This window comes from Fluviicola sp. (genome assembly GCF_039596355.1).
Classification (GTDB): Bacteria; Bacteroidota; Bacteroidia; order Flavobacteriales_D; family Crocinitomicaceae; genus Fluviicola.
Genome location: NZ_JBCNJW010000003.1, coordinates 18,988 through 44,828 on the forward strand (window position 1 = coordinate 18,988; position 25,841 = coordinate 44,828).

A 25,841-nucleotide genomic window follows, 5' to 3' on the forward strand; every position below is an offset into this window, starting at 1 on the left:
GAGGTATGTTATTCATTCAGTCCGAATAGCTTTGCAGACCAGTTGATTTTTTCCATTCTCCATTTTGAATTTTGCATTTTCAAATTTTGAATTACTCCACCCACACTTTTGCACCTTCCGAGCAATTGGTGCAGATATCGATTGAGTTGCGGTCGCGGAGAACGGTATTCCGGAATGAACGATATGGGTTGCTGTTCCAGATCGATTCGAACGATTGTTCCTGTAAACTCCCGAGTGTGTGTTCCGCATCTTTGTCGAAACAGCAGGGAACCACTTGCCCGTCCCAGGTGAGCACACTCGATGACCACATTCTCCAGCAACTGTTTCCGCCTTTGTATTTGAAGCGGTATGTGCCGTCTTTTTGTTTCACATAACGCGAATACGCTTCGTTGTCGGGAATCAGTTCATTACCGTTTTTGTAATCATAGACCTGGGCGGTTTTGAAACGCACTTCGTCAATCCCGATGGCATCTGCAAGCTCCTGGACTTCCGGAACCTGGTGTTCGTTGGCTTTTACCACGAGGAATTGAAAAATGAGATGCGGTGTGGCGCTTTGAGCTTCTTTCTTGGCTTCCACGAGTGCTTTCGAACCGGCAATCACTTTTTCCAGTTGTCCGTGGATGCGGTAAGATTCGTATGTTTCCTGAGTCAGCCCGTCAATGGAAATAATGAGCCGGTCAAGTCCGGACGCCACGATTTCGCGTGCTTTCTTTTGGTCTATAAAATGCGCATTGGTCGAAGTAGCCGTATAAATCCGGTGTTTTTTGGCTTCGCGGATCAATTCGAGGAACTGCGGATGCAGGAAAGGTTCGCCCTGGAAATAGTAATTCACATAAAATACGGTATTGGAGACTTGTGTAAGCCAGTCCTGGTGTTTCTGCAGATCGATTTTCCCGGTAGGGCGGGTGAAGGCTTTCAAGCCGCTCGGACAAGCCGGGCAACCCAGATTACAGGCTGTGGTAGGTTCGATGCTCAAGGCAAAGGGTTTGCCCCAATTTTTTTCCTGTTTAAAAATGCGTGCTAAAAAGTAGGACGATCGAAGCAATACGATATTCCAAACCCGCTGAAAGCTAAGTTGTTTAAGGATGTTTTGCCGATCTTTGAATGCACTCATTTTGTACTACGAATTTAAGGAAGTCTGACGAGATTGATTGTTTTTTTTGATCCACTGTAACTTTTTTTGACTTAGTTTGTCTTAAGGCTAAGACAATGAAAACCATGAAATACCTTTTAAGAAGCTTATTAGTACTACTTATTCCTCAGTCGTTTTACGCGCAGCAGCAAATTCAAATCCGGGAAGACATTTCCAAAGAACCGATTCCATTCGTGAAAGTATACCCGAAAGAAGGGAAAGCATTTTTAGCCGATCTGGACGGACGATTTACCAACCCGGAAGGAAATACGCAGGTGACCTTGAAAATGACCAGCTTCCGCGATACCACGATCGAAATTACAGGTGACATGACGGTTTATATGACCGAACAAGCCAGTTTGATTGATGAAGTAGTGATTCTTCCGGGAGTGAATCCGGCGGAACGTATCATGGAATTGGCCATCGAAAACAGGAAGAAGAACCACCCGAAATCAGACGTGGCATTTAAATACGATAGCTACAGCAAGTTTGTGTTTACGATTAACCAGGATGCACTGGCACAGATTTCAGATACGGTGAAAGACACCAACCTGCTGGATTTGAGAAAATTCTTCGACCAGCAGCATATTTTCCTGTTGGAAAGTACATCGACCAAGTTCTTTAAACCGCCTTTCAAGGAAAAGGAAGTCATCAGTGCTTACCGGGTTTCCGGTTTCTCCGATCCGATGTTCTCGACCTTTGCCAATCAGTTGCAATCATTCAATTTCTACGACAATCAGTTTGATATTCTTGGTAAAACATACCTGAATCCGTTGGCTTTGGGATCGATTCGCCGCTACTTGTTCATTTTGGAAGATACGACGATTACTGCGCCGGGAGATACCACATACACCATTCGTTTCCAACCGCGAAGAGATAAGAATTTCGAAGGAATGAAAGGGACTTTGTTCATCAATACGAAAGGTTTTGCGGTGGAAAAAGTGATTGCGGAGCCCGCTGAAAACAACGGAGGAATCCATCCGAAGATTATCCAGGAATATGTCTTTTTGGAAGGGAAAAAGTGGTTCCCGTATAAATTGTCAACAGAAGTGACCGCTCCGGGACTTTCTTTCAGCAGTAAAATCAAAGATGCCTACCTGGTCGGAAAGGGAAATACCTACATTGATCACGTGGTACTCAATGCCGATTTGAAAGATGAACGCTTCAATGCCGTATTCGTGGAAACAGCCCGGGATGCGAATTCCAAAGACAGTTCGCATTGGGAGGGCAAGCGGAAATACGACCTGGACGAAAAAGATTTGAGAACTTATGAGTTTGTAGACAGCCTTTCGGAAAAGGAAAACCTGGAAGGAAAGCTGAAAACATTCCAATCGCTTCTGCAAGGGAAAATTCCGCTGGGTTACCTGCAGGCAGATATCCTGCGTTTGGTGAATTACCGTGATTACGAAGGGTTCCGTTTGGGAGTCGGACTGGAAACCAGCGATAAACTATCGGATCGTTTCCGTGTTGGAGGGTACTTCGCATATGGTTTCAAAGACAAAATGTGGAAATACGGCGGTTATGGAAAAGTAACTCTGCTTCCGAAATACTTCCTGGATTTTGAAGCGCGTTACCAGCAGGATATCGTGGAACGCGGAGGAACGGGGTTGACGAATCAACCGGTTGTGACGCAGTTGAATTCATTCTACCGCGATATTTACATCCGCCAGATGGATAAGCAGCGCATCGGGGAGATTGCTTTCTCGGGGTATATTTTCCCGCGCATGAAGTTCCGCCTTTCCGGATCGTATCAGCGCATTGAATTTACGGATAACTATACCTATCAGTGGAAGAATACCGAAATGGGATCGATTGATCACTACGATATTGCAGAAAGTTCACTGGAGTTGATCTGGGCAATTCGCGATAAAGTGATGTCTTTGGGTACAAAACGCGTGTCATTGGGTTCCAAATGGCCGATCCTGACCTTGAAAGTGACCAAGAGTCTTCCCGGAGTTACTGCCGCGAAGATCGATTATACCCGGTTGACGGGAGGTGTGCAGCAGATTTTGCCGGTTCGTGCGGTTGGTAAACTGACCTATGTTTTGATGGGAACCGTGTTGGAAGGTGATGCTCCTTTGTTGTTGCAGCAAGTAGGACAGGGTACAGGAGGTATGTGGAAATTGTCGGCCGCAAATTCCTTTGAGACGATGATTGCTTCTACGTACTATTCTTCCCGAATGGCAGCTTTGTTCACACGTTTCGACTTCAAGGCGATTAAAACAGGTAAAAAATGGACGAAGCCTCAGTTCTCAATCCACCATGCAATTGGTTACGGAAGTAAGGAAGACCCGAGCCGTCATTCCATTGCGTTTCACTCATTGGATAAAGGATATGCCGAAGCGGGTGCATTGGCAAACAGTGTAATCATTTTGAACCGGATCGGTTTCGGAATTGGTGGATTCTATCATTATGCGGGAGGAGTTATTTCTCCGAAAGTCGCGGATAACATCACAGCGAAGTTCAGTATTAACTTCCTGTTTTAAGAAGTATTGGAGGAAGGTTTTTAGGGTGGAGGTCAATTTGGTCTGAAACCCTTACTGTATCTGGGCAAATAGACACAACTTGTCCCACCACTGCAGGATGTCTATCTGTATTTTATTCAGCTATTTGCTTGCGGCAAGCGCTTCTGTAATCAGAATAGCAACTCCAATCAACAACACGAAAATCCCGAAGCCCTTTTTGAGTTTAACGGATTGAATCTTGTGGTTGATCTTTAACCCGATGATCAGTCCGCCGGTAGCAATCAGTGTAAAACCCAGGAGTAAAGTCCAGTCCAGGACCAGGTCGGGCTTAAACAATTCAGCTGTGAAACCGCTCAGGGAATTAATCGCAATAATGACAATCGATGTGGCGATAGCATTTTTGATCGGCACTTTCATGAAAATAGACAGGGAAGGAATGATCATAAATCCACCTCCTGCTCCGACAAGTCCGCTGATCAATCCGATAATCAACCCGAATATAACGAGGATTGTGGGCCTGTTTTTGCGGGCTGTTGTGAGTTCTTTCTGTCCTCTGATCATCGGAACGGATGCCAGGATCATCAAAATGGCGAACAGCGACATGATGAATGTATTCCGTTCAAATACAATGTGCTCTCCAAAATGAATAACCGGAGGCAAAGCCGGAACAACGATCAACCGCGTCAGTGAAATGCTGATCACGGCCGGAATTCCGAACAAAAGTGCATTTTTCGGATGAATCAACTTGGATTTGAAGTGCTGGATTGCTCCGTAAAGCGAAGTCACGCCTACTATGAACAGGGAATAGACCGTAGCGTTTTGCGGTTCGAGCTGGAAGAAGACCACCAGGATCGGAACGGCAAGAATAGAACCTCCTCCTCCAAGTGTTCCGAGTACGAGTCCCACAAAGAGGGCAGAAAAATATCCGATTATTTCGAGAACCACATCCGTGTGTTTTAATGTAACGTCAGATGTTCGGCTACAATCTCGTCGTTCATCATCGAAGAAGCCTTTTCACTGAAGATTCGGGCATTTTCGGTTGTCAGGTACGTTACCGTACCGTTTTGGGTGCATTTTTCCACCATTTCCGGATGCCGGTCGAGGTAATCAGCAAGGCTCTCAGCAACTATTTTCCCTTGTGCAAGTACTTCGACCTGCGGAGGGAGCAGTTTGCGCACCTGTTCGATTAAAATTGGGTAGTGGGTACATGCCAGCAGGATGGTATCAATCTTCGGATCCTTATCCAGGATTTGTACCAGGTCTTCCTGGATGAAATAAATGCCTCCGGGAGTGTCAAACTGGTTGTTTTCAATCAATGGAACCCACATCGGGCAGGCATGCTGATTCACCACGAGGTCGGGGGCAAACTTTGCCAGTTCAATTTCATAACTGTTGGAACGAATGGTTCCTTCCGTTGCCAATACACCTACGTGTTTTGTTTTCGTATGCTTGTCGAGTTCTTCCGTACTTGGACGAATCACACCCAACACACGTTTATCAGGATGAAGTTCCGGTAATTTTAAACGTTGAATATTGCGGAGTGCTTTTGCCGAAGCGGTATTACAAGCAAGTATTACCAGGGAACAACCTTTTTCGAAAAGTGCTTGTACGGCCTGCCAGGTATAATCATAGATCACATCGAAACTCCGGGAACCGTAGGGAGCGCGTGCATTGTCGCCCAAATAGAGAAAATCGTATTCGGGAAGTTTCTCCCGGATCTCTTTTAGAACGGTTAAACCGCCGTACCCTGAATCAAAAACACCAATCGGACCTTTTACTGACATGTGTCAAAAGTACACAACGTTTCCGTTTTACCCAAATCGGACGGAAGTCATGTTGAGAGAACCGCCCACCAATTCATTATTGAACAGTGCAATGTCCTCTTTTTGATCGGATAAACCGAGGGTGTAGATCATCGGGAAGTAATGATCCGGTGTCGGGATCGCCAGGTTTGCAAACTGTCCGAGTTTTTGGTAATCGATCAATGCCTGGTGGTTTCTGTCCTGAATCAGCTTATTAAACGTTTCATTCGCTTCAATCGCCCAGTCATACCCGTAATTCGGTGTGTTGAGCTTGTTCCAGGCAACCATGCGCAGGTTGTGAACCATGTTTCCGCTTCCGATAATTAAGACGCCTTTCTTGCGGAGTGATTTGAGCTCTTGAGCAAGTGCATAATGGTATGCAGCCGGTTTTCCGTAATCGATGGAAAGTTGAATGACCGGAATATCTGCATTCGGATACATGTGGCGCACCACGGTCCAGGTTCCGTGATCCAATCCCCACTCATGATCCAATCCAACCTGTGTGCTGGTCACCAGGTCTTTGGTTTTTTGGGCCCATTCCGGACTTCCGGGAGCCGGGTATTGCACTGCGAACAGTTCATCCGGGAATCCGCCGAAATCGTGGATCGTTTGTGGATGCTCCATCGCTGTGACATAGGTTCCGTTCGTCAGCCAGTGTGCGGAAATAACGAGCACAAGTTTGGGAGCAGGAAGGTGTTCTACCTCTGCTTTCCACTGTCTGGAGAAAGAAGTGTCTTCGATCCCGTTCATCGGAGATCCGTGCCCGATAAACAAAACGGGATAGGTATAATCTTCCTCACTGAGTAATTTTCCAAGTGATACGGCAGAAGTTAATCCGCCAAGTGCTGCAAATCCTAACATACCTTTTACAAATGACTGACGTTTCATGAAACAAAGATACGTCAATTTATTTACCGTGGTAATTAAAGTGTGTTAAATAAAAAAGTGAGGTTAAAAAAGAAGGGGACGCGATGCGTCGCGTCCCCTTTCTTCTATTCCGATTGTTTTTATCTTGTTTTCTTCACTTCAGCTTCCAGCTTCAGCAACTCAACGATTACTTCGTTTGTAACGTCAACTCCTCCTGCGGAATAAAGCGTTGTGCTTTCGTCGATGATGTAGTTGAATTTCTTCGCTGTTGCTACGATGTTTACAGCTTTTTTAACACGGTCAAGGATCACAGCATTCATTTCCTGCGTCATCACCTGCAATTGCTGGTCAATCTGTTGCTGACGATCTTCCAAAGCCTGCTGCATACGCTGAATACGCTGCTGTTCGTACTGATCAACTGTCGGAGAATATCCACTTCTTTTGTCCAAATATGTTTTGTAAGCAACCTGAACAGCGCTATCCATGTCTCTCAGCTCTTTCAATCCGGCAGCTTCGATCTCTTTGATTTCTTTAATAGCCGCTTTTCTGGAAGGCATTGTATCCAACAATGTCTGAGATTTCACGTGGCCGATTTTTGTTTGAGCCTGTGAAGTTGCGATTGCACATACTGTAAGTGCCAGGGCAAATAGGATTTTTTTCATTTTTGTTTTTGTTTCGTTTTGTTTTTTACAGCGGCATTGCCGTTTGTTGTGTTATCACCAGCTGCGGCTGGTTCTTACTTGGTGCTTACACCCATTTCTCTTAAAACCTCGTCACTAATGTCGAATTTACTATCGGCATATACTAAGTTACTTTGGTTTGATTTGTCAAAGATAAAACTATAATTCCGTTTTGATGCAACTGCTTGCATTGCTTCGTAAACCCGGTCTTGAATCGGTTTGATTAATTCTTGTCTTTTTTGGAAGTAATCTCCTGAAACTCCGAAGCGTGTTTGCTGCATTTGCATAGCTTCAGATTCCAGTGTTTTGATTTCTTCTTCCCGTTTCGTTCTTTCTTCGCTGGGTAATAAACTCTCTTCTCTCAGGAAGTTCTCCTTTTTCTTTTTGATCATTTCATAGCGCTCTTCAATTTCTTTTGTCCAACGTTCTGCCAACTTGTCAAGGCGTTCTTTCGCTTCCTTGTATTCCGGCATCTTTCCCAGGATAAATTCTGAGTCGATATAACCGTACTTCTGAGCAGAACTGACAAAGGTCATGCCAAACACCATGAATAGTAGAATGATAACTGTTTTCATATGCGAAATTTGAAAGAACGACGAAGATACTATTTTTATTGTTTTACGTAACATAATCAGGTAGAAAGTGTTGGGGCGCGATGCATTGCGCCCCAACAAGATTGAATATTATAATTCTCCTAAGTTCATACCAATGGTGAAGGTGAATTTAGGGAAGTATCCTTTTGAGTCGATTGATTGATCGATACTTCCGCCATATCCGCTGGAGTGCGGATCCAATTTGTCGAAGCCCCATCCGTAATCCAATCCGAGCATACCGAACATCGGAAGGAAGATGCGCACACCCGCACCAACACTTCGTTTCACGTTAAACGGATTGAAGGTTTTGAAGCTGGTGAAAGTATTTCCCGCTTCGGCAAATGCCAATACGAAGAAAGTAGCCTGCGGGTTCAGGGAAATCGGGTAACGCATTTCGAGCGTGTACTTCGCAATGATCGGATCACCTGCACTGGAAGACAGTGCATTGTCATCGTAACCACGCAATGCGATGATTTCACGACCTCCGAACTGGTTCACCCCGGACAAACCACTACCACCCAGGTTGAAGCGCTCAAACGGAGTCAATCCTTTTGCTTTGTTGTATGCTCCCATGTATCCGAAACCAACGCGCGGCATCAAGACCAGTTTTTTGTCCGGTGTCAACGGCATGTAGTATTCGAATGTGAATTTCAGTTTGTAGTACTCCAGGTATTTGAATGTTTCCTGTGCACTCAAGGAACTGTAGTCCTTACTCTTGTCAAACAGGGAGTACGGAAGTGTTCCTTTTGCCGTGAAGGAAATTTTGGATCCTTCTGTCGGGTAAATCGGTGAGTTCACGGAGTTACGCTGCAGGGCATATTTCAAACTGATGTCATTCGCATACCCGTTACTGAAGCTAGGGAAGAGCGAAGAGTAGTTGCGTACGTCATAATACTGGTATGCCAGTTCGTAGTACGCGCTGAAGTAATCATCCGGGAATTTTTTACGTCTTCCCAAACCGATCCCTGCTCCGGAAATTCCTACTCCCTGGTAGCTTGGGTCGCGTTTTTTGATTGTCGTACTGGTTGAAAATGAAGTATGGTTCACGTAGAATGTAAAGGAGTTTGGTTTTTTACCACCCAACCACGGCTCTGTGAACGAGAAGTTATATCCCTGGTAGATACGTCCGTTCGTTTGTGCACGAATCGATAAACGCTGTCCGTCACCTGTTGGAAGCGGGCTCCATGAATTCGGTTTGAAAATGTTTTTGATCGAGAAGTTACTGAATGTCAATCCGAGTGTTCCGATGATACGGTTTGCCCCGTAACCTCCGGAAAGTTCGATCTGATCGGCACTTTTTTCTTCTACTACGTATTCAATATCTACGGTTCCATCCTGTGGATTCGGAATCGGGTTTACCTGGAATCCCTGTTCGTTGAAATACCCCAGCTGAGCCAACTCACGTTGTGTACGGATGATGTCGTTTCTGCTGAAAAGATCTCCCGGTTTGGTGCGGATTTCACGACGGATTACGTGCTCATTGGTTTTGTAGTTTCCTTTGATAATGATATTCTTCACACGTGCCTCTTTTCCTTCAACCATGCGCATTTCGTAGTTGATGTGGTTGTCTTTCACACCGATTTCAACCGGCTCGAGGTGGTAGAATAAATACCCGCGATCCATGTACAGGGAAGAAATATCTCTTCCGTCCTGGCTTTGTTTCAGTCGCTGATCCAAAAGCGGTTTGTCATAAATGTCCCCGTATTTGATTCCCAAAACAGTATCAAGCAAGCCGGAACTGAACTTCGTGTTTCCGATCCAGGTAATATCACCGAAGTAGTATTTTTCTCCTTCTACCACTTTGAAGTAAATACCGAGGTTTTTACTATCGATTTTGTAAACGGAATCCACTGCAAAATGAACGTCGCGCAATCCTGCTCCGCGAAATTTATCCAGAACTGCTTCCTTGTCTCTCTGGTAAGCGGTGTTGTTGAATTTCGAGCGCTTGAAGACACGCATGATGGAACGTCTCTTGGTATCCTTCATCACTTTGCGGAGTTTCCAAGGCTTGATGGTCGTGTTTCCGTCAAAGATGATTTCCTTGATTTTTACCTTTTTACCTTTATCGATGTCAATGAAGAAAATCTCGGAGTTGTTGATCAGGGTATCCTGGATCTGCGTAATGTTTACTACAATGTTGTTAAACCCTTTTTCCAGGAAGTAGCCCCGGATTTTGTTTTTGGTTGTAAACAAAAGGTTTTCCGTGATCGTTTGTCCCGAAGAAAGATCTACTTCCTCGCGGATTTTATCCACTTCTCTTTTAGTAACACCGGTGAATCTGAAACGGGAAAGTTTCGGGCGTGGAGTCAGTTTGATCACCAGATAGATTACACCGGCAACCTCTCTTTCTGCTTCAATGGAAATGCGCGAGAAAAGTCCCTCATTCCACAGGTTTTTAATCGCGTTACTGATCCGATCCGAAGGAATGGTGATTTGATCCCCCTGTTTCAACCCAGCGATGAGTTTGATAGCCTGCGGGTCGAAATTATCTGCTCCTTCAATACGGATTGGTCCAAGCGTATACTTTTCAGTATTGGTATAGCTGAAATTCATTCCACCGCCGATGGTTGTGGAAGAGCTTATGGAATCAATTTTATCTGCCGGGTTTTTTACAGACGTGGTGTCTATCTGCCCATAGGACATAAGCGCACATGCAAGAAATAAAATTGATAGGGATTTTTTCATAGAATTCATTATAATTGCTCGGATACCATTCCGAATCGTCTTTCTCGTGATTGATAATCAAGAACCGCTTTGTATAGATCATCCTCGCGGAAGTCGGGCCAAAGAACGGGAGTGAAATGGAATTCACTGTAAGCGGCCTGCCAAAGCAGGAAATTGCTCAAACGGTGTTCCCCACTGGTTCGGATCAGTAATTCCGGGTCAGGAATATGTTTGGTTGACAGGTTTTGTGAAATCAGCTCGGGAGTCAGGTCGGAAAGATCCAGCGATCCATCTTTTACCTGTGCTGCCAATCCTTTTACAGCTTCTGTTATTTCCCAGCGCGAACTGTAGTTCAGGGCAATAACGAGATGTACTCCGGTATTGTTTTTGGTCGATTCAATGGCGTTGTACAGTTCGTTCTGGCAGTCTTCCGGAAGTCCGTCGGTATCTCCGATGCTCAGCAGTTTGACGTTCTGTGCATTCAGCTCATTGACTTCATTGGCGATTGTGTAGACCAATAGGTTCATCAAGCCTTCTACTTCGTCCTGGGGTCTGCTCCAGTTTTCGGTAGAGAAGGCATACATCGTGGCGTATTTAACGCCGATATTTTTACATGCGGTCAGGGCAGCACGAACCGAGTCAACTCCGAAAGAATGACCGTATAAGCGCTCTTGTCCTTGTTTTTTTGCCCATCGTCCGTTTCCGTCCATGATGATGGCAATGTGTTGAGGTACGTTTGTTAAATCTATTTGATTCTGTAGATTCATGATAACAGAACGAAAATAATTAAAGAATCTTATGTACTGGTGCAAAAATACGTTTTTATAACAGACCTTAACAAAAGGTAGTGCTCTAAAAATAAGTGATTTTGCGTTTTTTGTCCGGTTGAAATTGCTGAGAATAATTGCGCTATGGAGTTGGTTGCAATGTATCGGTGTGCGTTGTTTCGTTTTCAAACCGGTAAAAACAAAAAAGGACCCGCCACGGCGAGCCCCTTTTTATTTGTTTATTACTACGTATTATTCTGCTAATACGATGATTTTATTGTTTTGCATTTCCATTACACCGCCTTTGATAGCCACGTGGATGATTTTTCCCTGGTTTTCAGTCGTGATGTGAGGATTTGTTTTCCCGGTTGTTTTGATCGCTTCAGACAAGTCTGCTTTGATTGTTCCGGCAGCTAAACCGGAGATAATCGGAGCGTGATTGTTTAACACCTGAAAAGAACCGTCTAACCCCGGAAATTGAACCGCAGTAGCTTCACCTTTGAAAATTAACGTTTCCGGAGTGATAATTTCTAATTGCATCTTTTTTGGATATTAGGACTTTAGGATTTTAAGACTTTAGGACTTTAAGATTTTAGGACCTGCATGATACAGTATCCTAAAATCTAAGTCTTAATATCTTGACGTCTTAATGTCTTGTTGTCTATTTTTAAGCTTCAGCCAACATTTTCTCACCTGCAGCGATCACATCTTCGATGCTTCCTTTCAGGTTGAATGCTGCTTCAGGGTATTTGTCCATCTGACCATCCAGGATCATGTTAAATCCTTTGATTGTTTCGTTGATGTCTACCAATACTCCCGGGATTCCTGTAAACTGCTCAGCAACGTGGAACGGCTGGGAAAGGAAACGCTGAACGCGGCGTGCACGAAGTACAACCAATTTGTCTTCTTCGGACAACTCGTCCATACCAAGAATCGCGATGATATCCTGAAGTTCTTTGTAACGCTGTAACGTAATTTTTACGCGCATTGCACAGTTGTAGTGCTCTTCGCCCAAAATTGCAGGAGTCAGAATTCGGGAAGTAGAATCCAGTGGATCTACCGCAGGGTAGATACCCAACTCGGAGATTTTACGGGACAATACGGTTGTTGCATCCAAGTGAGCAAAGGTATTTGCCGGAGCCGGATCCGTTAAGTCATCCGCAGGTACGTAAACCGCTTGTACGGAAGTAATGGAACCTTTTTTCGTTGAAGTAATACGTTCCTGCATCGCACCCATTTCAGTTGCCAAAGTAGGCTGGTAACCTACCGCTGAAGGCATACGTCCTAAAAGTGCAGATACCTCAGAACCTGCCTGAGTGAATCGGAAGATGTTGTCAACGAAGAAAAGAATGTCTTTACCTTGTCCTTCACCATCCCCGTCACGGTAATATTCTGCCATGGTTAATCCGGAAAGAGCTACACGTGCACGTGCTCCCGGAGGCTCGTTCATCTGCCCGAATACGAAAGTAGCTTTAGACTCTTTCATTTCGTTCAAATCCACTTTGGAAAGATCCCATCCTCCTTCTTCCATAGAGTGAAGGAAAGCCTCTCCATATTTGATAATTCCTGATTCCAACATCTCGCGAAGCAAGTCGTTTCCTTCACGGGTACGCTCACCTACACCAGCGAATACAGACAAACCACCGTGTCCTTTCGCGATGTTGTTGATCAATTCCTGGATCAATACTGTTTTTCCTACACCGGCACCACCAAATAAACCAATTTTACCTCCTTTTGCGTAAGGTTCGATCAAATCGATTACTTTGATACCTGTGAACAACACTTCTGTTGCAGTAGACAAGTCCTCAAATTTCGGTGCTTCACGGTGAATCGGCAAACCATTTGCGTTGTCTACCGTGTTGATTCCGTCAATTGCTTCACCAACTACGTTGAACAAACGACCTTTGATTTGGTCTCCTGTAGGCATTTTGATTGCACTTCCTGTTGAGATAACATCCATTCCGCGACGGAAACCATCCGTTGAATCCATCGAAATGGTACGAACTGAGTTTTCTCCAACGTGTGATTGTACCTCCAGTACTACTTTTGTTCCATCTACCTTGAACACCTCAAGTGCGTCGTAGATATTTGGAAGCGAAACGCCTTTGTCGAATGTTACATCGACAACCGGTCCGATAACCTGTGATATTTTACCTTGAATTTTGGACATTTTGTTGCCTTTTAAGTGTATTCCTTCAATTTGGGCGCAAAGTTACGGTTTTTATTTTTTTATCCAATTTTTCTTGAAAAATACTTGCTAAAATTTTAGAATTAAAGCAGTTCAAGTTGCGGGCAATAAAAATGCGCCCGTCGACCGACGGGCGCTTGGAAGTCGTAAAAAAAAGAAAAGATTGTTTTATTGGATGTTGATCGGCATTCTGTAATAACTTTTTACAGGCTGTCCGTTTACTTTTCCCGGAGTCCAGTGCGGCATGGATTTCACCACTTTGATCGCTGCTTTTTCACAGGTTTTGCAATCATCCGAGCTTTTGGTAACTGTTACCAGGGAAATGCTTCCGTCTGTGTCTACCACAAATTTCAGATACACTTTTGCGCTTCCCTCGATGGAATTGATGTCGATGTTGTCCGCAATATACTGGCGAAGTGCATCCATTCCTCCGGGGAATTTTGCCGGTTCGTCAACGATTTCGACAGGTTTGTCATCGATTTTTGTCTCAATGCCGGGTCCGTCTCCAGTACCTTTATTGGTCAGGATTTTGTTCGGATCGAACGGATCCACATTCGGATCACCTTTTTGATCTACCAATCCTACATTGGTGTTTTGATCCACAATGTTGATTTTAGGATCGTCGATGCGGTCATCTGTCGGTGTTGGAACACGAAAAGCAGTGATGTCTGCAAGCGATTGTGCTGCCGGCTTCTCGACTTCCGGTTTTGGAATTTCAGGCAGTTGATCCTTTTGCTCATCCATTGTTCCTGCAAACGGATCAATGATCACAACATGTGGTTTTGTGCGTTCGATCGGTCTGAACAGCCCGGAAGCAGCCCACAATCCTCCGATTCCGACAATGAATCCTAAAAAGATCAATAGAATGCGTTTGTCGTAATCTCTCCGGATTTGATAAGCCCCGTATGCTTTGTTGCGGTTCTCAAATACCGTTTCGTTTCGCTCTCTGGAAGTGACCATTTGCCAGGATCTGGAAGAAAAATAATCATAGAGCGAAAATGCTACGATGATTGCCATGATTGAAAGTGTAAGTACCATGATTCATTCGGTTTTTAAGTTTATTATCTGACTATAAGGTTGATCCAACAGGCCTTTTTTGGGTTTACCTCTATTCTAATCTACGTATTATTTAAAGGTGATTTTTGAAAAGAATTTTAAGTGTTGAAATGTCTTATTTAATGGTAGTTTGAAGCAATTCTGTGAATTTAACGAGCTTGAAATGCGTGTTTTTTGAAATTTCCAATGAATAGTTCAATTTGAACGCTTTAAACTTATTGAACCCTTTTTAAAGAAGCTCTCGTAAGACGGGATTGGCACGAATTTGGTAAGTTTGGGCGAAATTTAAATCAAAACCTATGAAGATATTAGTTGCTGCCGGGATTTTGGGAAGCATGACACTTGCGGGAAATACCTACGGCCAATACGAAAAAGTATACTACAACGACACTACGTTTGAGACCGAAAGCTACAAAGTGGAAATTGATAACATCGTTGCGCTTCCGAAAGAAGTGAAGTTCCGGATGTCGATTACCAATAAAACCAATGATTGGGTTTTGTACAATTCGGATGAGAGTAAATTTGAAATAGGAGGGAAGTCTCTCGATACAAAAGACAAGTTCATTTTGATCGCTCCGCATGACAGTAAGAAAAAAGTGATGCGTGCGGTGGGAGCAAACCTGAATGAAGCGCGGTCTTTCAATTTTGTGTGCGAAGGATTCTACAAAGTGGTTTTGAAGGAAGCGGTTGCAACACCGGAATTCCGTTTGCCGGCTTCGAGCAATGAGTTTGTTGCCGGGAACTTTAAAATTACACTGGCAAATTCACTGAAAGAAACCGGAAGAACAGATGTGAAATTCAAGGTGACTTACAACGGTGAAGGCCTGGCGTTCATTTCTCCGGCAAAAGTAGCGGTGAAAATGCCCGACGGAAACTTGTATGCGACTACGCGTTCGAAAGCGGATGTATTTGCCATGAAAAAAGGAGAGACGGAAACATTTCAGGCTTCCTGGGATCGCATGGAGGGTGGATCGAAAATGGATATGCAGCTGGTTGAAATGCTGATTCATTTCGAAGGAGTTTTCCAGGAAAGTACGCAGACAAAAATGGATCGTGCAGTGATTCCATTGCGTTGGAACGATGCATTGACGATCGGAAAGAAATAAGAAGCCTGTATTTTTGATCAGAAAGGGACGCGACGCATCGGAAATTAATCATAATTGACACCCAGACATAATTATTCCCATAAATGCAAATTTTCAGCTCGGCTACTCCCGAAAGAAATCGGGACAGGCTGCGCTCGCTTTTGAACCAGATAAACATGGATTTTTCAGTGTTTACAAAGTAAAGAGGCGACTGGTAAGCGCCTCCAATATTTGTGCATTTGCGGGAAAATATGACAAAGTTTCTATTGTAAAATGGTTTGGGTGTGAATAGTACATATACCCCGATGCATCGCGTCCCTTTTTTTTGTGATCCCTTCAGAATGTATTTCCCGGAGTAAGGTTCCCTGACAAATAAGTAATGATGGAGTGCATGAACCCTGCGTTTTCGTTCAGCTCTTACTGATGTGTATTATAGAAGAGCGAGCCTTGCGGAAACAAAACAACAGGATGCTTTCTGCATAGCTATAAACAAAAAAAGTCCCTTCGCTATGCGAAGGGACTTTTTGGTATTTCTTTGAAATTTATTTCTTGAAGTAAGCTTTTGCCTGAACATCGTTTGGATCCAATTCCAATACTTTGTTCCACATCGCATCTGCTTTTACTTTGTCTTTCTCAGGAGAGTTTACGTAGTAATCTCCGAGGTACTTGGAAGCTTCGATGATGTAAGCTTTGTATGAACCGGAAGCCAAATCTTCTTCAGAAAGAGCTGCCAGGAAGTTTTCGTACTGTTGTTTTGCCAGGTACGTTTTTGCTTTCGGGTTGTTGTCTAACTGAACGCGTGCTCTTGCCTGCCAGAAGTGTCCTCCCGGGAATGTCGGTGAAAATGCAACCAAACGTCCGAAGATAGAATCAGCCATTTTGAAGTCTTTTGGCCCGAAGTAGTATGCACGTCCGAAATCGTAGTACTCAATTGCCTGCATTTTGGAAGGGTATTGCGTCATTTTCTTCGTGTACACTTCAATCAGTTTCGGGTAATCTTTCTTCTCTGCGTACAATTTCGCGATGTCTGCCAGGTATTCAGCTGCTTTCGCCGTATCAATTCCTGCAGCCAGGTAGTATTGTTCGATGGTTTTATCTTCCTGTCCCAATTTGTCGTAAATCATCCCGCGGTATTTGTAATCGGTAGAAATGATTTTGTCTTTCTGAGCAATTTTCAGGAAGTTGTCGCTTTCTTTCAATGCTTCCACATAGCGAAGGCTGTCGCCCATTTCGTTGCATTCGTACAAAGAGTAGAACAACATGCGTTTGGTGTACAGGTTTGTGAATCCATCCTTCTCAATTTTTTCTACCTGCGGCAATACGTTGCAGTATTGTTTTCCTCCGAACAAGGAACTTGCATAACGGTAACGCGCTTCGTCCGTGTCGTTTAGTTTCAGGTATTTTTCCCAACACTCGATTGCAGCTGCATATTGGTCGAACAAGATATTCAACTCAGCGTTTTCACGGTATGCCGGAGCATAATTCGGGTCAACAGCCTGTGCTTTTTTGTACTCTTCGTTTGCCAGTTTGTAGTTCTGAACGCGCTGGTAAATCTGTGCTTTACGAACGATTACTTTTGCAGAATTCGGGTCGATAGCCAATGCGTTGTTGTACTGTTCTGTTGCCTGGGAAGCGTTTGACGCACTTTGAGCAAGTAATACATCCCCCAACAATACGTAAGCATCCATGTTTTTTGGCTCCAGTCTGATTACGTCTCTCAGGTATACTTCTGCCAGTTTCAGGTTTTTCAAAGGACCTGTTGCATACGTTTCCGCAATGCGGTAAAGCACAACCGGGTTTTTACGCTTGGTTTTTTTGATCAACTCACAAAACTGAGCGCTTGCTGTTGCTGTATCACCGGAGAAGTAAATGGCCTTTGAAGCGGCAACCATTCCCAATTTATCTTCCGGGTTGATTGAACCCGCTTTTTTCCATTGGATAATGGCAGAATCCTTCTCATTGATTGTTGCATAGAAGTTTCCAAAAAAGAAAGCGTTTTCCACGCTGCCTGGATCTGCCTGAACCAATTTCTGGTATTCTTTGCGCGCCAAATCGTAGCGCTCGTTTTCCGTTTTCTTGTTTGCGTCTTGCAATGTTTGAGCCTGTGCGGCACTTCCTAAACCTAGTGCAAGAACGAATAGTTGTAACTTGTTCATGTTATTTTGTCTTTTCAACGTAGTGATACATTGTACAATTCCTTTGCCAAATTAGTATAAACTGATCAAATCGAAGTATTTCTTAACGATTATTTCATACAAATCGACTTGAGTGTGTGCTTCATTGATTGAAGTGAATCGGAGGGAACTAAATGTTTTTTTAGTGAATTACGAATTACGAATTACGAATTACGAATTACGAATTACGAATTACGAATTACGAATTTTTGGAATTAGGCATTCGACATTCGGAATTACTCCGTAATAAAATTGATTTCACGCGGGGTTCCTTTTCCGGGGCCGAGTTCACACTTTTCGAGGAGTAATTGCCCTTGTCTTCCGGTCAGAAAATGAATGAAGCCGGTATTCAGACCATCCGGAGCACCGGAGTTGATGTACCAGATTTCACGATGGAAGGGGTATTTCTCTTCGGTGATGGTTGCTTTGTTTGGGCGCCAGTAGCTACCTTCTTTTCCCTGAACCGCAACAACTTTGAATTGTTTCAGGCGGTTTTTTACTGCGGGATCGTCCAGGTCGCTGATGAAGTTGTACCCGATCACTCCCAAAGTCAGCGGGTGATTCTGCACATATTGAATCAGTTCAGCAGTCGATTTGGTGGCGTGAACTCCTTTTCCGTAGGAAGTTCCGCCGAGCCATTTCAGCATGTAGTTGAAGTTGGCTGACTGAACGCGGTCAAATACCACCTCGACCGGTTTATTGGAAGCAGGCCACACGGTGCTTTTCCCGCTAAGAATAGCTTTGAGTTGTGCCTGTGTCAAAAGTGTGTCATTATTCCCCAGATTGACGATGAAGGTAACAGCATCATGGGCAAAAACGCCTGTTTCGACCTGGATGTTTGAATTGTGCAGGCTTTTCTTTTCTTTTTCGGTGAAATCCCGTGATACGAAAATTGTCCGGGTTTTTCCCTGTGCCATGGCGTTCATGGCTGCGGTTTCACCAGTGTATACGAAATCCAGTTCGGAATCCGGGTAAATTCCCATAAAGGTGTAGCTCGACGTTTCCATTAAAGGCTGAAAGGATTCGTCTGCATAAAATACTTTTTGACCTCTCCGCGGAGTGTCTTTTGTTTTGGCTGCATTATCGCATGCGGAAATCAGCAAGCCGGTTCCGATGATTGCCAGGAAGGTGTTAAACTGCTTCATCTTTTTTCTTTTCTGTCGTTTCGGAGACCAATATACAAACGGTAACCACGATAGAAGGCATACACCAGCAGCATGGAGATCATGATTTGTCGTTTGGTACCGTAAAGTGTTTGCAGAACCAAATCCGTAAAAAGCAGGTAGTACGCGAATATCAAACACATGATAATCATAAAACCTGAAATAAAATAAGTGACGCTTTTGTACATATCGGATGAAAAAAATCCCCGCACTTTTGCAAGGCGGGGATAACATTTGAATAGACTAATTAATTCAATTTGAAAGATACCGGAAGCGAGAACGTTGAGTTTACCGCTTTACCGTTTACTTTACCTGGTGTCCATTTCGGCATTCCTTTTACTACGCGGATTGCTTCCTGGTCACACTCAGGACAGTCTGTTACACCTTTCTTCACTTTTACGTTGGAGATGAAACCGTTTTCGCTGACAACGAACTGCAGGTAACATTTACCTTGCAAGCCCATTTCAACAGCTGTTTGCGGGTATTTGATGTTTTCACTCAAGTACTTCAACAAAGCAGCACGACCTCCAGGGAAATCAGCGCTCTCATCTACGATGTCGTAAATGATTTCTTTTTCCTTTTCGATCTTTTCTTCTTTCGGTTTCGGAGGTGTCGGGTCTACTTTCGCAAACGGGTCACCTTCGTTCTCGTTCGTTGTGGTGGAAGCTTTTGTGTCCTGCAATTCGTCAACTGTTGCCGGAGGAGTATCTACTTCATCATCCGTTACTACAGGAGGTAAGAACTGGATGGTTTTCTCCATCGGTGGAATTTCCGGTTCAAGAGGTTCAACGATGTCCTCTTTGTCCATTGGAGCATCCACAGCAAAAGCTGTCAAATCCAGGGGAGTTTCCTTCGGTTTCTCTTCCGGAAGATTCATAATCAATTTATAAATCCCGAAAGTGGTACCGATGAACAGAATCACACCTGCCATGACAAGTAACAAGTTTCTACTGTAATTTTTACGGAGTTGGTATGCTCCGTATTCGTGGTTTCGATCCTCGAATACGATGTCATTCCGTTCAGTAGAAGTTACCTGCTGCCAGGTCTTCGAGCTCAGGTATTCGTATAACGAAATACCGGCTACCAATAGAATTACGATTGTTATTAACATATTATTTGTTTAATGTTTTATCTAACAATGCCTGTTCGCTGTTCATGATGTCTACCGGAGCAATTACCCCGATGGATGCAATGTACAACTCATCAATCACGTCAATGAAGTTTTTCGTCTTCGCCTTCATATCTGTTTTTATCAGTACTTTCAGCGCTTCTTTATTCTTCTTTGCTTCGATCATTTCTTTTTTGTAGATCGAATCGTTGATTTGCTTGGTCTGTAGCTTTCTGTCTAACTCAACTTTTTTACGCAAAACGAATTTGTTTTCATCAGCCAGTAACTTGCGGATTCCTGTAGGGCCAAAATCTGTTTCTGTCAATTCAGTTGCAGGTTTCCCTTTTGCATTTCCTTCCGGGTAGAACTCCCCTTTGTAATAGAACAAACGATCGTCAGACACGATGAAAGTAATCGCATTGTTTACCTCATTCTCCTTACCCGGTGGTTTATCAACCTCTTTCGCAGGGTACACCAGGCTCATTACTTTCGGTTTCGCAAACGTTGAAGTCAAAACGAAGAATGTCAACAACAAGAAACCTAAATCCACCATGGGAGTCATATCGATGCGCGCAGGGCCTTTCTTAGGACGCTTTTTGCCTCCTTTTTTGCCTCCTCCGCCGTCATCTTGTGCTAATTCTGCCATCTTTTTCTTGTTAGTTAAATTATCTTATTACCGGTGCAGCCTCCTGGGAGGTCACAAAGTTCAAGTTGTTCAAATTCAGGTCGCGGAATGTTTCAATCACGTTTTTAACACGTACGTATTCCGCATCCATTGCTGCCTTCAATACAAACTTCGGTTTGTAATCTTCAGGCTTCAAAGGAGCTGCATTTTTTCCTTGTTTCGAACTTTCTTCTTCAAACATTTTCTTTCCGTAGTCCAGCATTTCGCGGTTGGCGAAATTGACCCAGTCTTTCAATTCATTGTGCAAACTGTCGGAAGGAATTCCCGTTTCAGTAGGGAACTTCTTTCTACCCTCGCCGTCTAAGGCAAGGTATTGCGGAAGCTGACTCATGGAACAACCGATACTTGTAATTCTTACGAATTCTTTCACATTGTCGTCACTCAACGGCACTTTGTATTTTGCCGCCATTTGAGCCAACACTTTTTTACGTACTTCTTCACCCGTACAGGAAAAGAACACACGTCCACCTTTATCAACAGTTACCAACACCAAGGTCTTTTCAGGGATCTCCTGATCACCGATTGACGATGGGATTGAAACTTCAACTGGTTCATCGGTACGGAATGTTGCTGCAAGCATGAAGAAAGTAACCAATAGGAAAGCCAAGTCAACCATCGGCGTCATGTCGATGGATGGGGATCCTTTGGGTTTGTTAATTTCTGCCATTCCTTAATGTATTATTTTTTACCGCCGAAACGGATCGAATTAATTGTTTGCGTTGAAGTTTTGAACGATAGCAAATCCAGCCTCATCCATTGCGTGTGTCATTTGGTCAATCTTCGTGTTAAAGAAGTTGTACATAACTGTTGCAACAGTAGAAGCGAAGATACCAAAGAACGTGTTGATCAAGGCCTCGGAGATACCGATAGAAAGTTTTGTTGTATCCGGAGTACCAGCACCCATCGCCTGGAAGGATTTGATCATCCCCAATACCGTTCCGATCAAACCGATCAACGTACCGATAGATACACACGTAGAGATAATTACCAGGTTTTTAGACATCATCGGCAATTCCAAAGAAATAGCTTCTTCGATTTCAGCTTTGATGATTTCTGATTTTTGCTCTTTATCCAATGAAGCGTCTTTGCTCACAGATTCGTATTTCTCCAATCCTGCACGGATTACGTTCGCCAAAGATCCTTTTTGCTTGTCGCACTCTTCCAAAGCTCCCTGGATGTCATTTGCCTCCATCAAAGATTTGATGTTTTCAACGAATTTGTTGATGTTTCCGCGTCCTTTTGTTTTAGAGATGCTTACGAAACGCTCAACGGAGAAAATGATCACGATCAAGTTTACCGCCATCAGGAAAGGTACGATGATCCCTCCTTTGTAAATGGTTCCAAGCGTGTTCCCGTCAATTGGGTGCTCATTTACGTCTCCGTTAACGAAGTTTGCTGGATCTCCTAAAATGAAGTAATAGATAAGAAATCCGATTCCTAATGCAATTGCAATAGATAATGAGGCAATTAATGATGAAAAACCTCCTCCTGTTTTTGTCTTGCTCATAATTTAGTCTTTATTGAAACTTTTACATGTTTAAGGCCCAAACATACTAAAAAGGTTTTAATTAGTTTCAATCCTTTGAGTGAAATGCTTTTCCTTTTTTATCCAAGTGTTCCAAAAATCATGTGAAGTACCTTCATTTTCAATTGAACGAAAGAAATGATTGATTTTGTTGAATGTTACGCTTAAATCAACCACATGTTAACACAATATAAACTCCTTTTATTCCATCTCTCAATACAAGTAAACTCTCATTTCGTTCAACGAAAAAGTCTTTTTAACAAAGAATTTGACCGGATTTGCACCCATGCCCTCCGGGCGTTGTATATTTGGGAGGAAATTAAAAATGGAACACAAACCAATTAAAATGATACAAGTTAAGAACTACATATGCGGCCAGTGGGTAGCAGGTGAAGGAGAAGAACAGAAGATCTACAACGCTATTACGGGAGATCAGATCGGTTCGGTTTCAAGTGCCGGAATTGACTTTGAAGCAGTGTTGAACTACGGACGAACAACCGGAGGAAAGCAATTGCGCAAGATGACTTTCCAGGAGCGCGGACGCATGTTGAAAGCGTTGGCCCTGTACCTGATGGATCGCAAAAAAACGTATTACGAAGTTTCGGCGTGGACCGGGGCAACAAAAGTGGATTCCTGGATCGATATCGAAGGAGGAATCGGGAACTTGTTTGCCAATGCTTCATTGAGACGACAATTCCCGGATTTGCCTTATTACGTAGACGGAACGGCAGCTCCTTTGTCGAAAAACGGAACATTTATCGGACACCATATCATGGTTCCGAAGCAAGGTGTTGCAGTGCATATCAATGCATTCAACTTCCCGATTTGGGGAATGCTGGAGAAAATCGCGGTGAATCTCATGGCGGGAGTTCCTGCAGTGGTAAAACCTTCTGAGTTTACCAGCTACCTGACGGAAGTGATGGTGAAAGACATCATCGAATCGAACATTTTGCCGGAAGGAGCGTTGCAGCTGGTTTCAGGCTTTGGCCGCGGAATCATTGATCACGTAACCAGCCAGGATGTGGTGACTTTTACAGGAAGTGCGCACACCGGAAGAAAATTGAAGGCGCTTCCGAGACTGATTGAAGAATCGGTGCCGTTCAACCTGGAGGCAGATTCCCTGAATGCAATGGTGTTGGGGGAAAAAGCAGCTCCGGGAACCGAAGAGTTTGATATCTTCATTAAAGAGGTAACAAAAGAAATTACAATCAAAGCCGGACAGAAATGTACAGCCGTTCGCCGGATCCTGGTTCCTGAAAACTTCATCGAAGAAGTACAAAAAGGAGTTTCGGCTCGTTTGGCTTCTACGACTATCGGTGACCCGAAAGTAGAAGGAGTGCGTATGGGAGCTTTGATCAACCGTTTGCAGGTGGATCGTGTACGTGAAAACGTAGAGTTGCTGGCAAAATCCCAGCAGATCGTTTACGGAAACATGGATCAGTTTGATGTAGTCGGAGCAGATAAGGACAAAGGAGCTTTCTTCTCGCCGATCCTGTTCCTGAACGATGCCCCGTTTGACAAGCAGGATGTGCACAGCATCGAAGCATTCGGGCCGGTTTCAACGATTATGCCGTATAAAAACCTGGACGAAGCGGTTGAATTGACCAAATTAGGAAAAGGATCTTTGGTGACGTCGATTGTAACGGCTGATGACAAAGAAGCACGTGAATTTGTGGTTGAAGCAGCTTGTGTCAACGGGCGAATCATGGTACTGAACAAAGATTCTGCAAAAGAAAGTACGGGGCACGGTTCACCGATGCCTTTGTTGACGCACGGTGGTCCGGGAAGAGCCGGAGGCGGAGAAGAAATGGGTGGAAAACGCGGAATCATGCATTATTTGCAGCGCACAGCGATCCAGGGACACCCAACAACGATTACTGAAATTACCCAGCAATACCAGCAGGGAGCACAAGGAAAATTGAGTTCCGTTCACCCGTTCAAGAAACATTACGAAGAACTGGAAGTGGGAGATCAGTTGATCACAGACAGCCGTTTGATTACTTCCGAAGACATCGATGCATTTGCTGCTTTGAGCGGGGATAATTTCTATGCACATAAACGGGAAACGAATTTTGCCGGAACGATGTTCGACCAGCAGGTGGCACACGGATACCTGATCATGAGTATTGCAGCGGGATTATTTGTAGACAGCTACGAAATCAACCCGGTATTGCTCAATTACGGTATTGATGAACTGCGATTCACCAAACCGGTATACCCGGGAGCGAAAATCCATATCCGATTTACCTGTAAGGAAAAAGTGAGTACGGACGTAACGCCGAAAGAGGATGATCCGAAGACACTGATTCAGCGCGGAGTGGTGAAATGGCTGGTTGAAATGCTGGATGATACCGATGAACCATTGGTAGGTATTGCAACCATTTTGACCATGGTCAAACGATTGGACCAGTCTGTTCAGTAGATGTAGGTAGTTTACGAAAGGGCAGGTTATGATAGATTTTGTTCCTAATTATTGGATGGATGAAAAGGTAACCTGTTGAAAAGGTTTCAAGGGTTTAAAAAGTTCAATGGAATGTTTTTGAAACTATTGAACTTTTCAACTCTTTAAACGGATTTTAAAGTGAACATCATTATATAGCTTGATTTTGTCGGGCGCGCCATACATGGCGCGCCCGACTTCATTGATTGAAAACACCTTATCAGGAATTGGACTGCGTCGCGTACCTGATAGAAAGTTTGTACCTTTCCACCGATGAAAACACCTTTATTACTTTTAGTACTGTTCTTCGGAGCAGTGTCCTTCGGGCAATCAGCCAAAAAATTAAATCAGCAGCTCCGCACCGAACTGGCTCTGGAGCAACAGAAACACGATTCGCTGCGCGTGATATTTTTAGCCGCAGATACCCGGTTTCACCAGTTGAAAACACAGACTGAAGAGAAAATCGGTCAATTATCCCTTAAATCGGATGCGGTCAAATTACAGGGCAAAGATTTTTTTGCCACCGTGAAAAAGTTGAAGAAACTGGATCAAAATCCGGATTTGAGTGAGTTGGAACCGTTCAAGAACTTGTTGCAGCCCCGTGATTTCAAATCATCTGTTCAGGAACTGTCGTTAAAAATCAAGCCGTATGAAGCCTTTTCGAATGGCGATTACCCGAACTTAGAAGAACTGAAGCGGAAAGATCAGAATGAAACGATGACACTTCAGATCAACGAATACAAAAAGCTGTTCCCTTCCAATGAGCTTCGTTTGCAGCAAAATGAACAGGTAAAACAGGAATTGGAGCAATTAACAGCGCGGCTCGATTCGACGAGTAGTGTGTATGACCAGGCTTATGAGGTGCTCGTTTCGGAGAAAAATAAAGTGAATGAACAGCTGAATACACTGCGTGAAGCTTATCGTTTGAAAGGCCCGAAAGGTTTCTCTGATGCATACCGGAATGTGTTCCCGGAAATTCATCCGTTACCAAAAGAGAAATTAAAGGATGATCAGCCTTTCTCGCGGGGAACTTATTTGGAACAAAGTTCTTCTATGAACGAAGGAGATGCTGTTCCGCCTCCGCCACCGGTTGAAGCTCCTCGGACTGACCGCCAGGAACCGGAAATTTATGTGGTGGTGGAAGAGCTGGCCGAATTTCCGGGTGGAATGGCTGCTTTGAGAAAATACCTGTCAGAGAACCTCCGCTATCCGCAGACCGCTATAGAACATGAAATCCAGGGAAAAGTATACCTGAAGTTTGTGATCTCCGAGGAAGGCAAAATTTCGAATATTGTTGTTATGAGAGGAATTTCCGATTGCCCGGAGTGCAGTGAAGAAGCGATCCGTTTGGTGAAAGGCATGCCCAATTGGATTGCGGCTAAGAACAACGGGAAGTCGGTCAAATCATACTTTAATTTACCGCTGACTTTTAAACTCAACTAAATGG

22 protein-coding genes are annotated in these 25,841 nt (G+C 43.9%); 4 read left to right on the forward strand and 18 right to left on the reverse strand.

Features of this window, described 5'->3' with window-relative positions:
* Positions 1–91: 91 nt before the first annotated feature.
* A complete protein-coding gene (locus ABDV94_RS08025) occupies positions 92–976 on the reverse strand; it encodes a radical SAM/SPASM domain-containing protein (protein ID WP_343606313.1) in 885 nt (294 codons plus the stop codon).
* Between the two features lie 242 nt (positions 977–1,218).
* On the opposite strand from ABDV94_RS08025, the gene ABDV94_RS08030 reads away from it, so the two are divergent.
* Complete coding sequence (locus ABDV94_RS08030) at positions 1,219–3,618, forward strand: DUF5686 family protein (RefSeq protein ID WP_343606315.1); 2,400 nt, start codon at positions 1,219–1,221, stop codon at positions 3,616–3,618.
* A 120-nt stretch (positions 3,619–3,738) separates the two neighbouring features.
* On the opposite strand, the gene ABDV94_RS08035 is transcribed toward ABDV94_RS08030, so the two are convergent.
* From ABDV94_RS08035 to ABDV94_RS08080, 10 genes are all read right to left on the reverse strand, one after another.
* Complete coding sequence (locus ABDV94_RS08035) at positions 3,739–4,542, reverse strand: sulfite exporter TauE/SafE family protein (protein WP_343606318.1); 804 nt, start codon at positions 4,540–4,542, stop codon at positions 3,739–3,741.
* A gap of 11 nt (positions 4,543–4,553) precedes the next feature.
* Positions 4,554–5,381, reverse strand: coding sequence for a glutamate racemase (gene murI / locus ABDV94_RS08040; protein WP_343606320.1), 828 nt, complete (start codon positions 5,379–5,381; stop codon positions 4,554–4,556).
* A gap of 27 nt (positions 5,382–5,408) precedes the next feature.
* Positions 5,409–6,287, reverse strand: coding sequence for a 4,5-DOPA dioxygenase extradiol (gene ygiD, locus ABDV94_RS08045; RefSeq protein WP_343606322.1), 879 nt, complete (start codon positions 6,285–6,287; stop codon positions 5,409–5,411).
* Positions 6,288–6,406: 119 nt separating this feature from the next.
* The gene (locus ABDV94_RS08050) at positions 6,407–6,928 is read right to left on the reverse strand and encodes an OmpH family outer membrane protein (protein ID WP_343606324.1); all 522 of its coding nucleotides are present in this window, start codon (positions 6,926–6,928) and stop codon (positions 6,407–6,409) included.
* Between the two features lie 74 nt (positions 6,929–7,002).
* Complete coding sequence (locus ABDV94_RS08055; protein WP_343606326.1) at positions 7,003–7,521, reverse strand: OmpH family outer membrane protein; 519 nt, start codon at positions 7,519–7,521, stop codon at positions 7,003–7,005.
* A gap of 108 nt (positions 7,522–7,629) precedes the next feature.
* Positions 7,630–10,224: an outer membrane protein assembly factor BamA gene (bamA, locus tag ABDV94_RS08060; protein WP_343606328.1), complete on the reverse strand. Its 2,595-nt coding sequence runs from the start codon at positions 10,222–10,224 to the stop codon at positions 7,630–7,632.
* Positions 10,225–10,232: 8 nt separating this feature from the next.
* The gene (locus ABDV94_RS08065; protein WP_343606329.1) at positions 10,233–10,970 is read right to left on the reverse strand and encodes an isoprenyl transferase; all 738 of its coding nucleotides are present in this window, start codon (positions 10,968–10,970) and stop codon (positions 10,233–10,235) included.
* 252 nt (positions 10,971–11,222) lie between these two features.
* Positions 11,223–11,510 (reverse strand): F0F1 ATP synthase subunit epsilon, encoded by a 288-nt coding sequence (locus ABDV94_RS08070; protein ID WP_343606331.1) that lies wholly within the window; start codon positions 11,508–11,510, stop codon positions 11,223–11,225.
* Positions 11,511–11,637: 127 nt separating this feature from the next.
* Positions 11,638–13,140, reverse strand: coding sequence for a F0F1 ATP synthase subunit beta (gene atpD / locus ABDV94_RS08075; RefSeq protein ID WP_343606333.1), 1,503 nt, complete (start codon positions 13,138–13,140; stop codon positions 11,638–11,640).
* Positions 13,141–13,326: 186 nt separating this feature from the next.
* The gene (locus ABDV94_RS08080; RefSeq protein ID WP_343606335.1) at positions 13,327–14,196 is read right to left on the reverse strand and encodes an energy transducer TonB; all 870 of its coding nucleotides are present in this window, start codon (positions 14,194–14,196) and stop codon (positions 13,327–13,329) included.
* Positions 14,197–14,513: 317 nt separating this feature from the next.
* On the opposite strand from ABDV94_RS08080, the gene ABDV94_RS08085 reads away from it, so the two are divergent.
* On the forward strand, positions 14,514–15,320 hold the full coding sequence (locus ABDV94_RS08085) for a hypothetical protein (protein WP_343606336.1): 807 nt from the start codon (positions 14,514–14,516) through the stop codon (positions 15,318–15,320).
* Between the two features lie 521 nt (positions 15,321–15,841).
* On the opposite strand, the gene ABDV94_RS08090 is transcribed toward ABDV94_RS08085, so the two are convergent.
* From ABDV94_RS08090 to ABDV94_RS08120, 7 genes are all read right to left on the reverse strand, one after another.
* A complete protein-coding gene (locus ABDV94_RS08090) occupies positions 15,842–17,455 on the reverse strand; it encodes a hypothetical protein (RefSeq protein WP_343606338.1) in 1,614 nt (537 codons plus the stop codon).
* 254 nt (positions 17,456–17,709) lie between these two features.
* Entirely contained in the window at positions 17,710–18,618 is a 909-nt protein-coding gene (locus ABDV94_RS08095; protein WP_343606340.1) for a substrate-binding domain-containing protein, read from the reverse strand.
* Complete coding sequence (locus tag ABDV94_RS08100; RefSeq protein ID WP_343606341.1) at positions 18,615–18,779, reverse strand: hypothetical protein; 165 nt, start codon at positions 18,777–18,779, stop codon at positions 18,615–18,617. Before ABDV94_RS08100 ends, ABDV94_RS08095 begins: the two co-directional genes overlap by 4 nt.
* A 104-nt stretch (positions 18,780–18,883) precedes the next feature.
* Entirely contained in the window at positions 18,884–19,747 is an 864-nt protein-coding gene (locus ABDV94_RS08105; protein WP_343606343.1) for a TonB family protein, read from the reverse strand.
* A 1-nt stretch (position 19,748) separates the two neighbouring features.
* Complete coding sequence (locus ABDV94_RS08110) at positions 19,749–20,390, reverse strand: biopolymer transporter ExbD (protein ID WP_343606345.1); 642 nt, start codon at positions 20,388–20,390, stop codon at positions 19,749–19,751.
* A 19-nt stretch (positions 20,391–20,409) separates the two neighbouring features.
* Positions 20,410–21,096, reverse strand: a complete 687-nt coding sequence (locus ABDV94_RS08115; protein ID WP_343606347.1) for a biopolymer transporter ExbD — start codon at positions 21,094–21,096, stop codon at positions 20,410–20,412.
* Positions 21,097–21,135: 39 nt separating this feature from the next.
* A complete protein-coding gene (locus ABDV94_RS08120) occupies positions 21,136–21,936 on the reverse strand; it encodes a MotA/TolQ/ExbB proton channel family protein (RefSeq protein WP_343606349.1) in 801 nt (266 codons plus the stop codon).
* Positions 21,937–22,300: 364 nt separating this feature from the next.
* Between ABDV94_RS08120 and paaZ the strand changes: the two genes are divergently transcribed.
* On the forward strand, positions 22,301–24,376 hold the full coding sequence (gene paaZ / locus ABDV94_RS08125; protein WP_343606351.1) for a phenylacetic acid degradation bifunctional protein PaaZ: 2,076 nt from the start codon (positions 22,301–22,303) through the stop codon (positions 24,374–24,376).
* Positions 24,377–24,667: 291 nt separating this feature from the next.
* Positions 24,668–25,837 carry an energy transducer TonB gene (locus tag ABDV94_RS08130; protein ID WP_343606353.1) on the forward strand — a complete coding sequence of 390 codons (1,170 nt, stop codon included), beginning with the start codon at positions 24,668–24,670 and terminating at the stop codon, positions 25,835–25,837.
* Positions 25,838–25,841: the final 4 nt, after the last annotated feature.

Coding starts and splice junctions, on each gene's coding strand:
- ABDV94_RS08070 (WP_343606331.1), bottom strand. CDS start 11,510: ATGCAATTAGAAATTATCACTCCGGAAACGTTAATTTTCAAAGGTGAA.
- ABDV94_RS08105 (WP_343606343.1), bottom strand. CDS start 19,747: ATGTTAATAACAATCGTAATTCTATTGGTAGCCGGTATTTCGTTATAC.
- ABDV94_RS08095 (WP_343606340.1), bottom strand. CDS start 18,618: ATGAAGCAGTTTAACACCTTCCTGGCAATCATCGGAACCGGCTTGCTG.
- ABDV94_RS08115 (WP_343606347.1), bottom strand. CDS start 21,096: ATGGCAGAAATTAACAAACCCAAAGGATCCCCATCCATCGACATGACG.
- ABDV94_RS08130 (WP_343606353.1), top strand. CDS start 24,668: ATGAAAACACCTTTATTACTTTTAGTACTGTTCTTCGGAGCAGTGTCC.
- ABDV94_RS08110 (WP_343606345.1), bottom strand. CDS start 20,390: ATGGCAGAATTAGCACAAGATGACGGCGGAGGAGGCAAAAAAGGAGGC.
- ABDV94_RS08030 (WP_343606315.1), top strand. CDS start 1,219: ATGAAATACCTTTTAAGAAGCTTATTAGTACTACTTATTCCTCAGTCG.
- ABDV94_RS08055 (WP_343606326.1), bottom strand. CDS start 7,521: ATGAAAACAGTTATCATTCTACTATTCATGGTGTTTGGCATGACCTTT.
- atpD (WP_343606333.1), bottom strand. CDS start 13,140: ATGTCCAAAATTCAAGGTAAAATATCACAGGTTATCGGACCGGTTGTC.
- ABDV94_RS08080 (WP_343606335.1), bottom strand. CDS start 14,196: ATGGTACTTACACTTTCAATCATGGCAATCATCGTAGCATTTTCGCTC.
- ABDV94_RS08065 (WP_343606329.1), bottom strand. CDS start 10,970: ATGAATCTACAGAATCAAATAGATTTAACAAACGTACCTCAACACATT.
- ABDV94_RS08100 (WP_343606341.1), bottom strand. CDS start 18,779: ATGTGTTTGATATTCGCGTACTACCTGCTTTTTACGGATTTGGTTCTG.
- ABDV94_RS08085 (WP_343606336.1), top strand. CDS start 14,514: ATGAAGATATTAGTTGCTGCCGGGATTTTGGGAAGCATGACACTTGCG.
- ABDV94_RS08090 (WP_343606338.1), bottom strand. CDS start 17,455: ATGAACAAGTTACAACTATTCGTTCTTGCACTAGGTTTAGGAAGTGCC.
- ABDV94_RS08050 (WP_343606324.1), bottom strand. CDS start 6,928: ATGAAAAAAATCCTATTTGCCCTGGCACTTACAGTATGTGCAATCGCA.
- murI (WP_343606320.1), bottom strand. CDS start 5,381: ATGTCAGTAAAAGGTCCGATTGGTGTTTTTGATTCAGGGTACGGCGGT.
- ABDV94_RS08120 (WP_343606349.1), bottom strand. CDS start 21,936: ATGAGCAAGACAAAAACAGGAGGAGGTTTTTCATCATTAATTGCCTCA.
- ygiD (WP_343606322.1), bottom strand. CDS start 6,287: ATGAAACGTCAGTCATTTGTAAAAGGTATGTTAGGATTTGCAGCACTT.
- bamA (WP_343606328.1), bottom strand. CDS start 10,224: ATGAAAAAATCCCTATCAATTTTATTTCTTGCATGTGCGCTTATGTCC.
- paaZ (WP_343606351.1), top strand. CDS start 22,301: ATGATACAAGTTAAGAACTACATATGCGGCCAGTGGGTAGCAGGTGAA.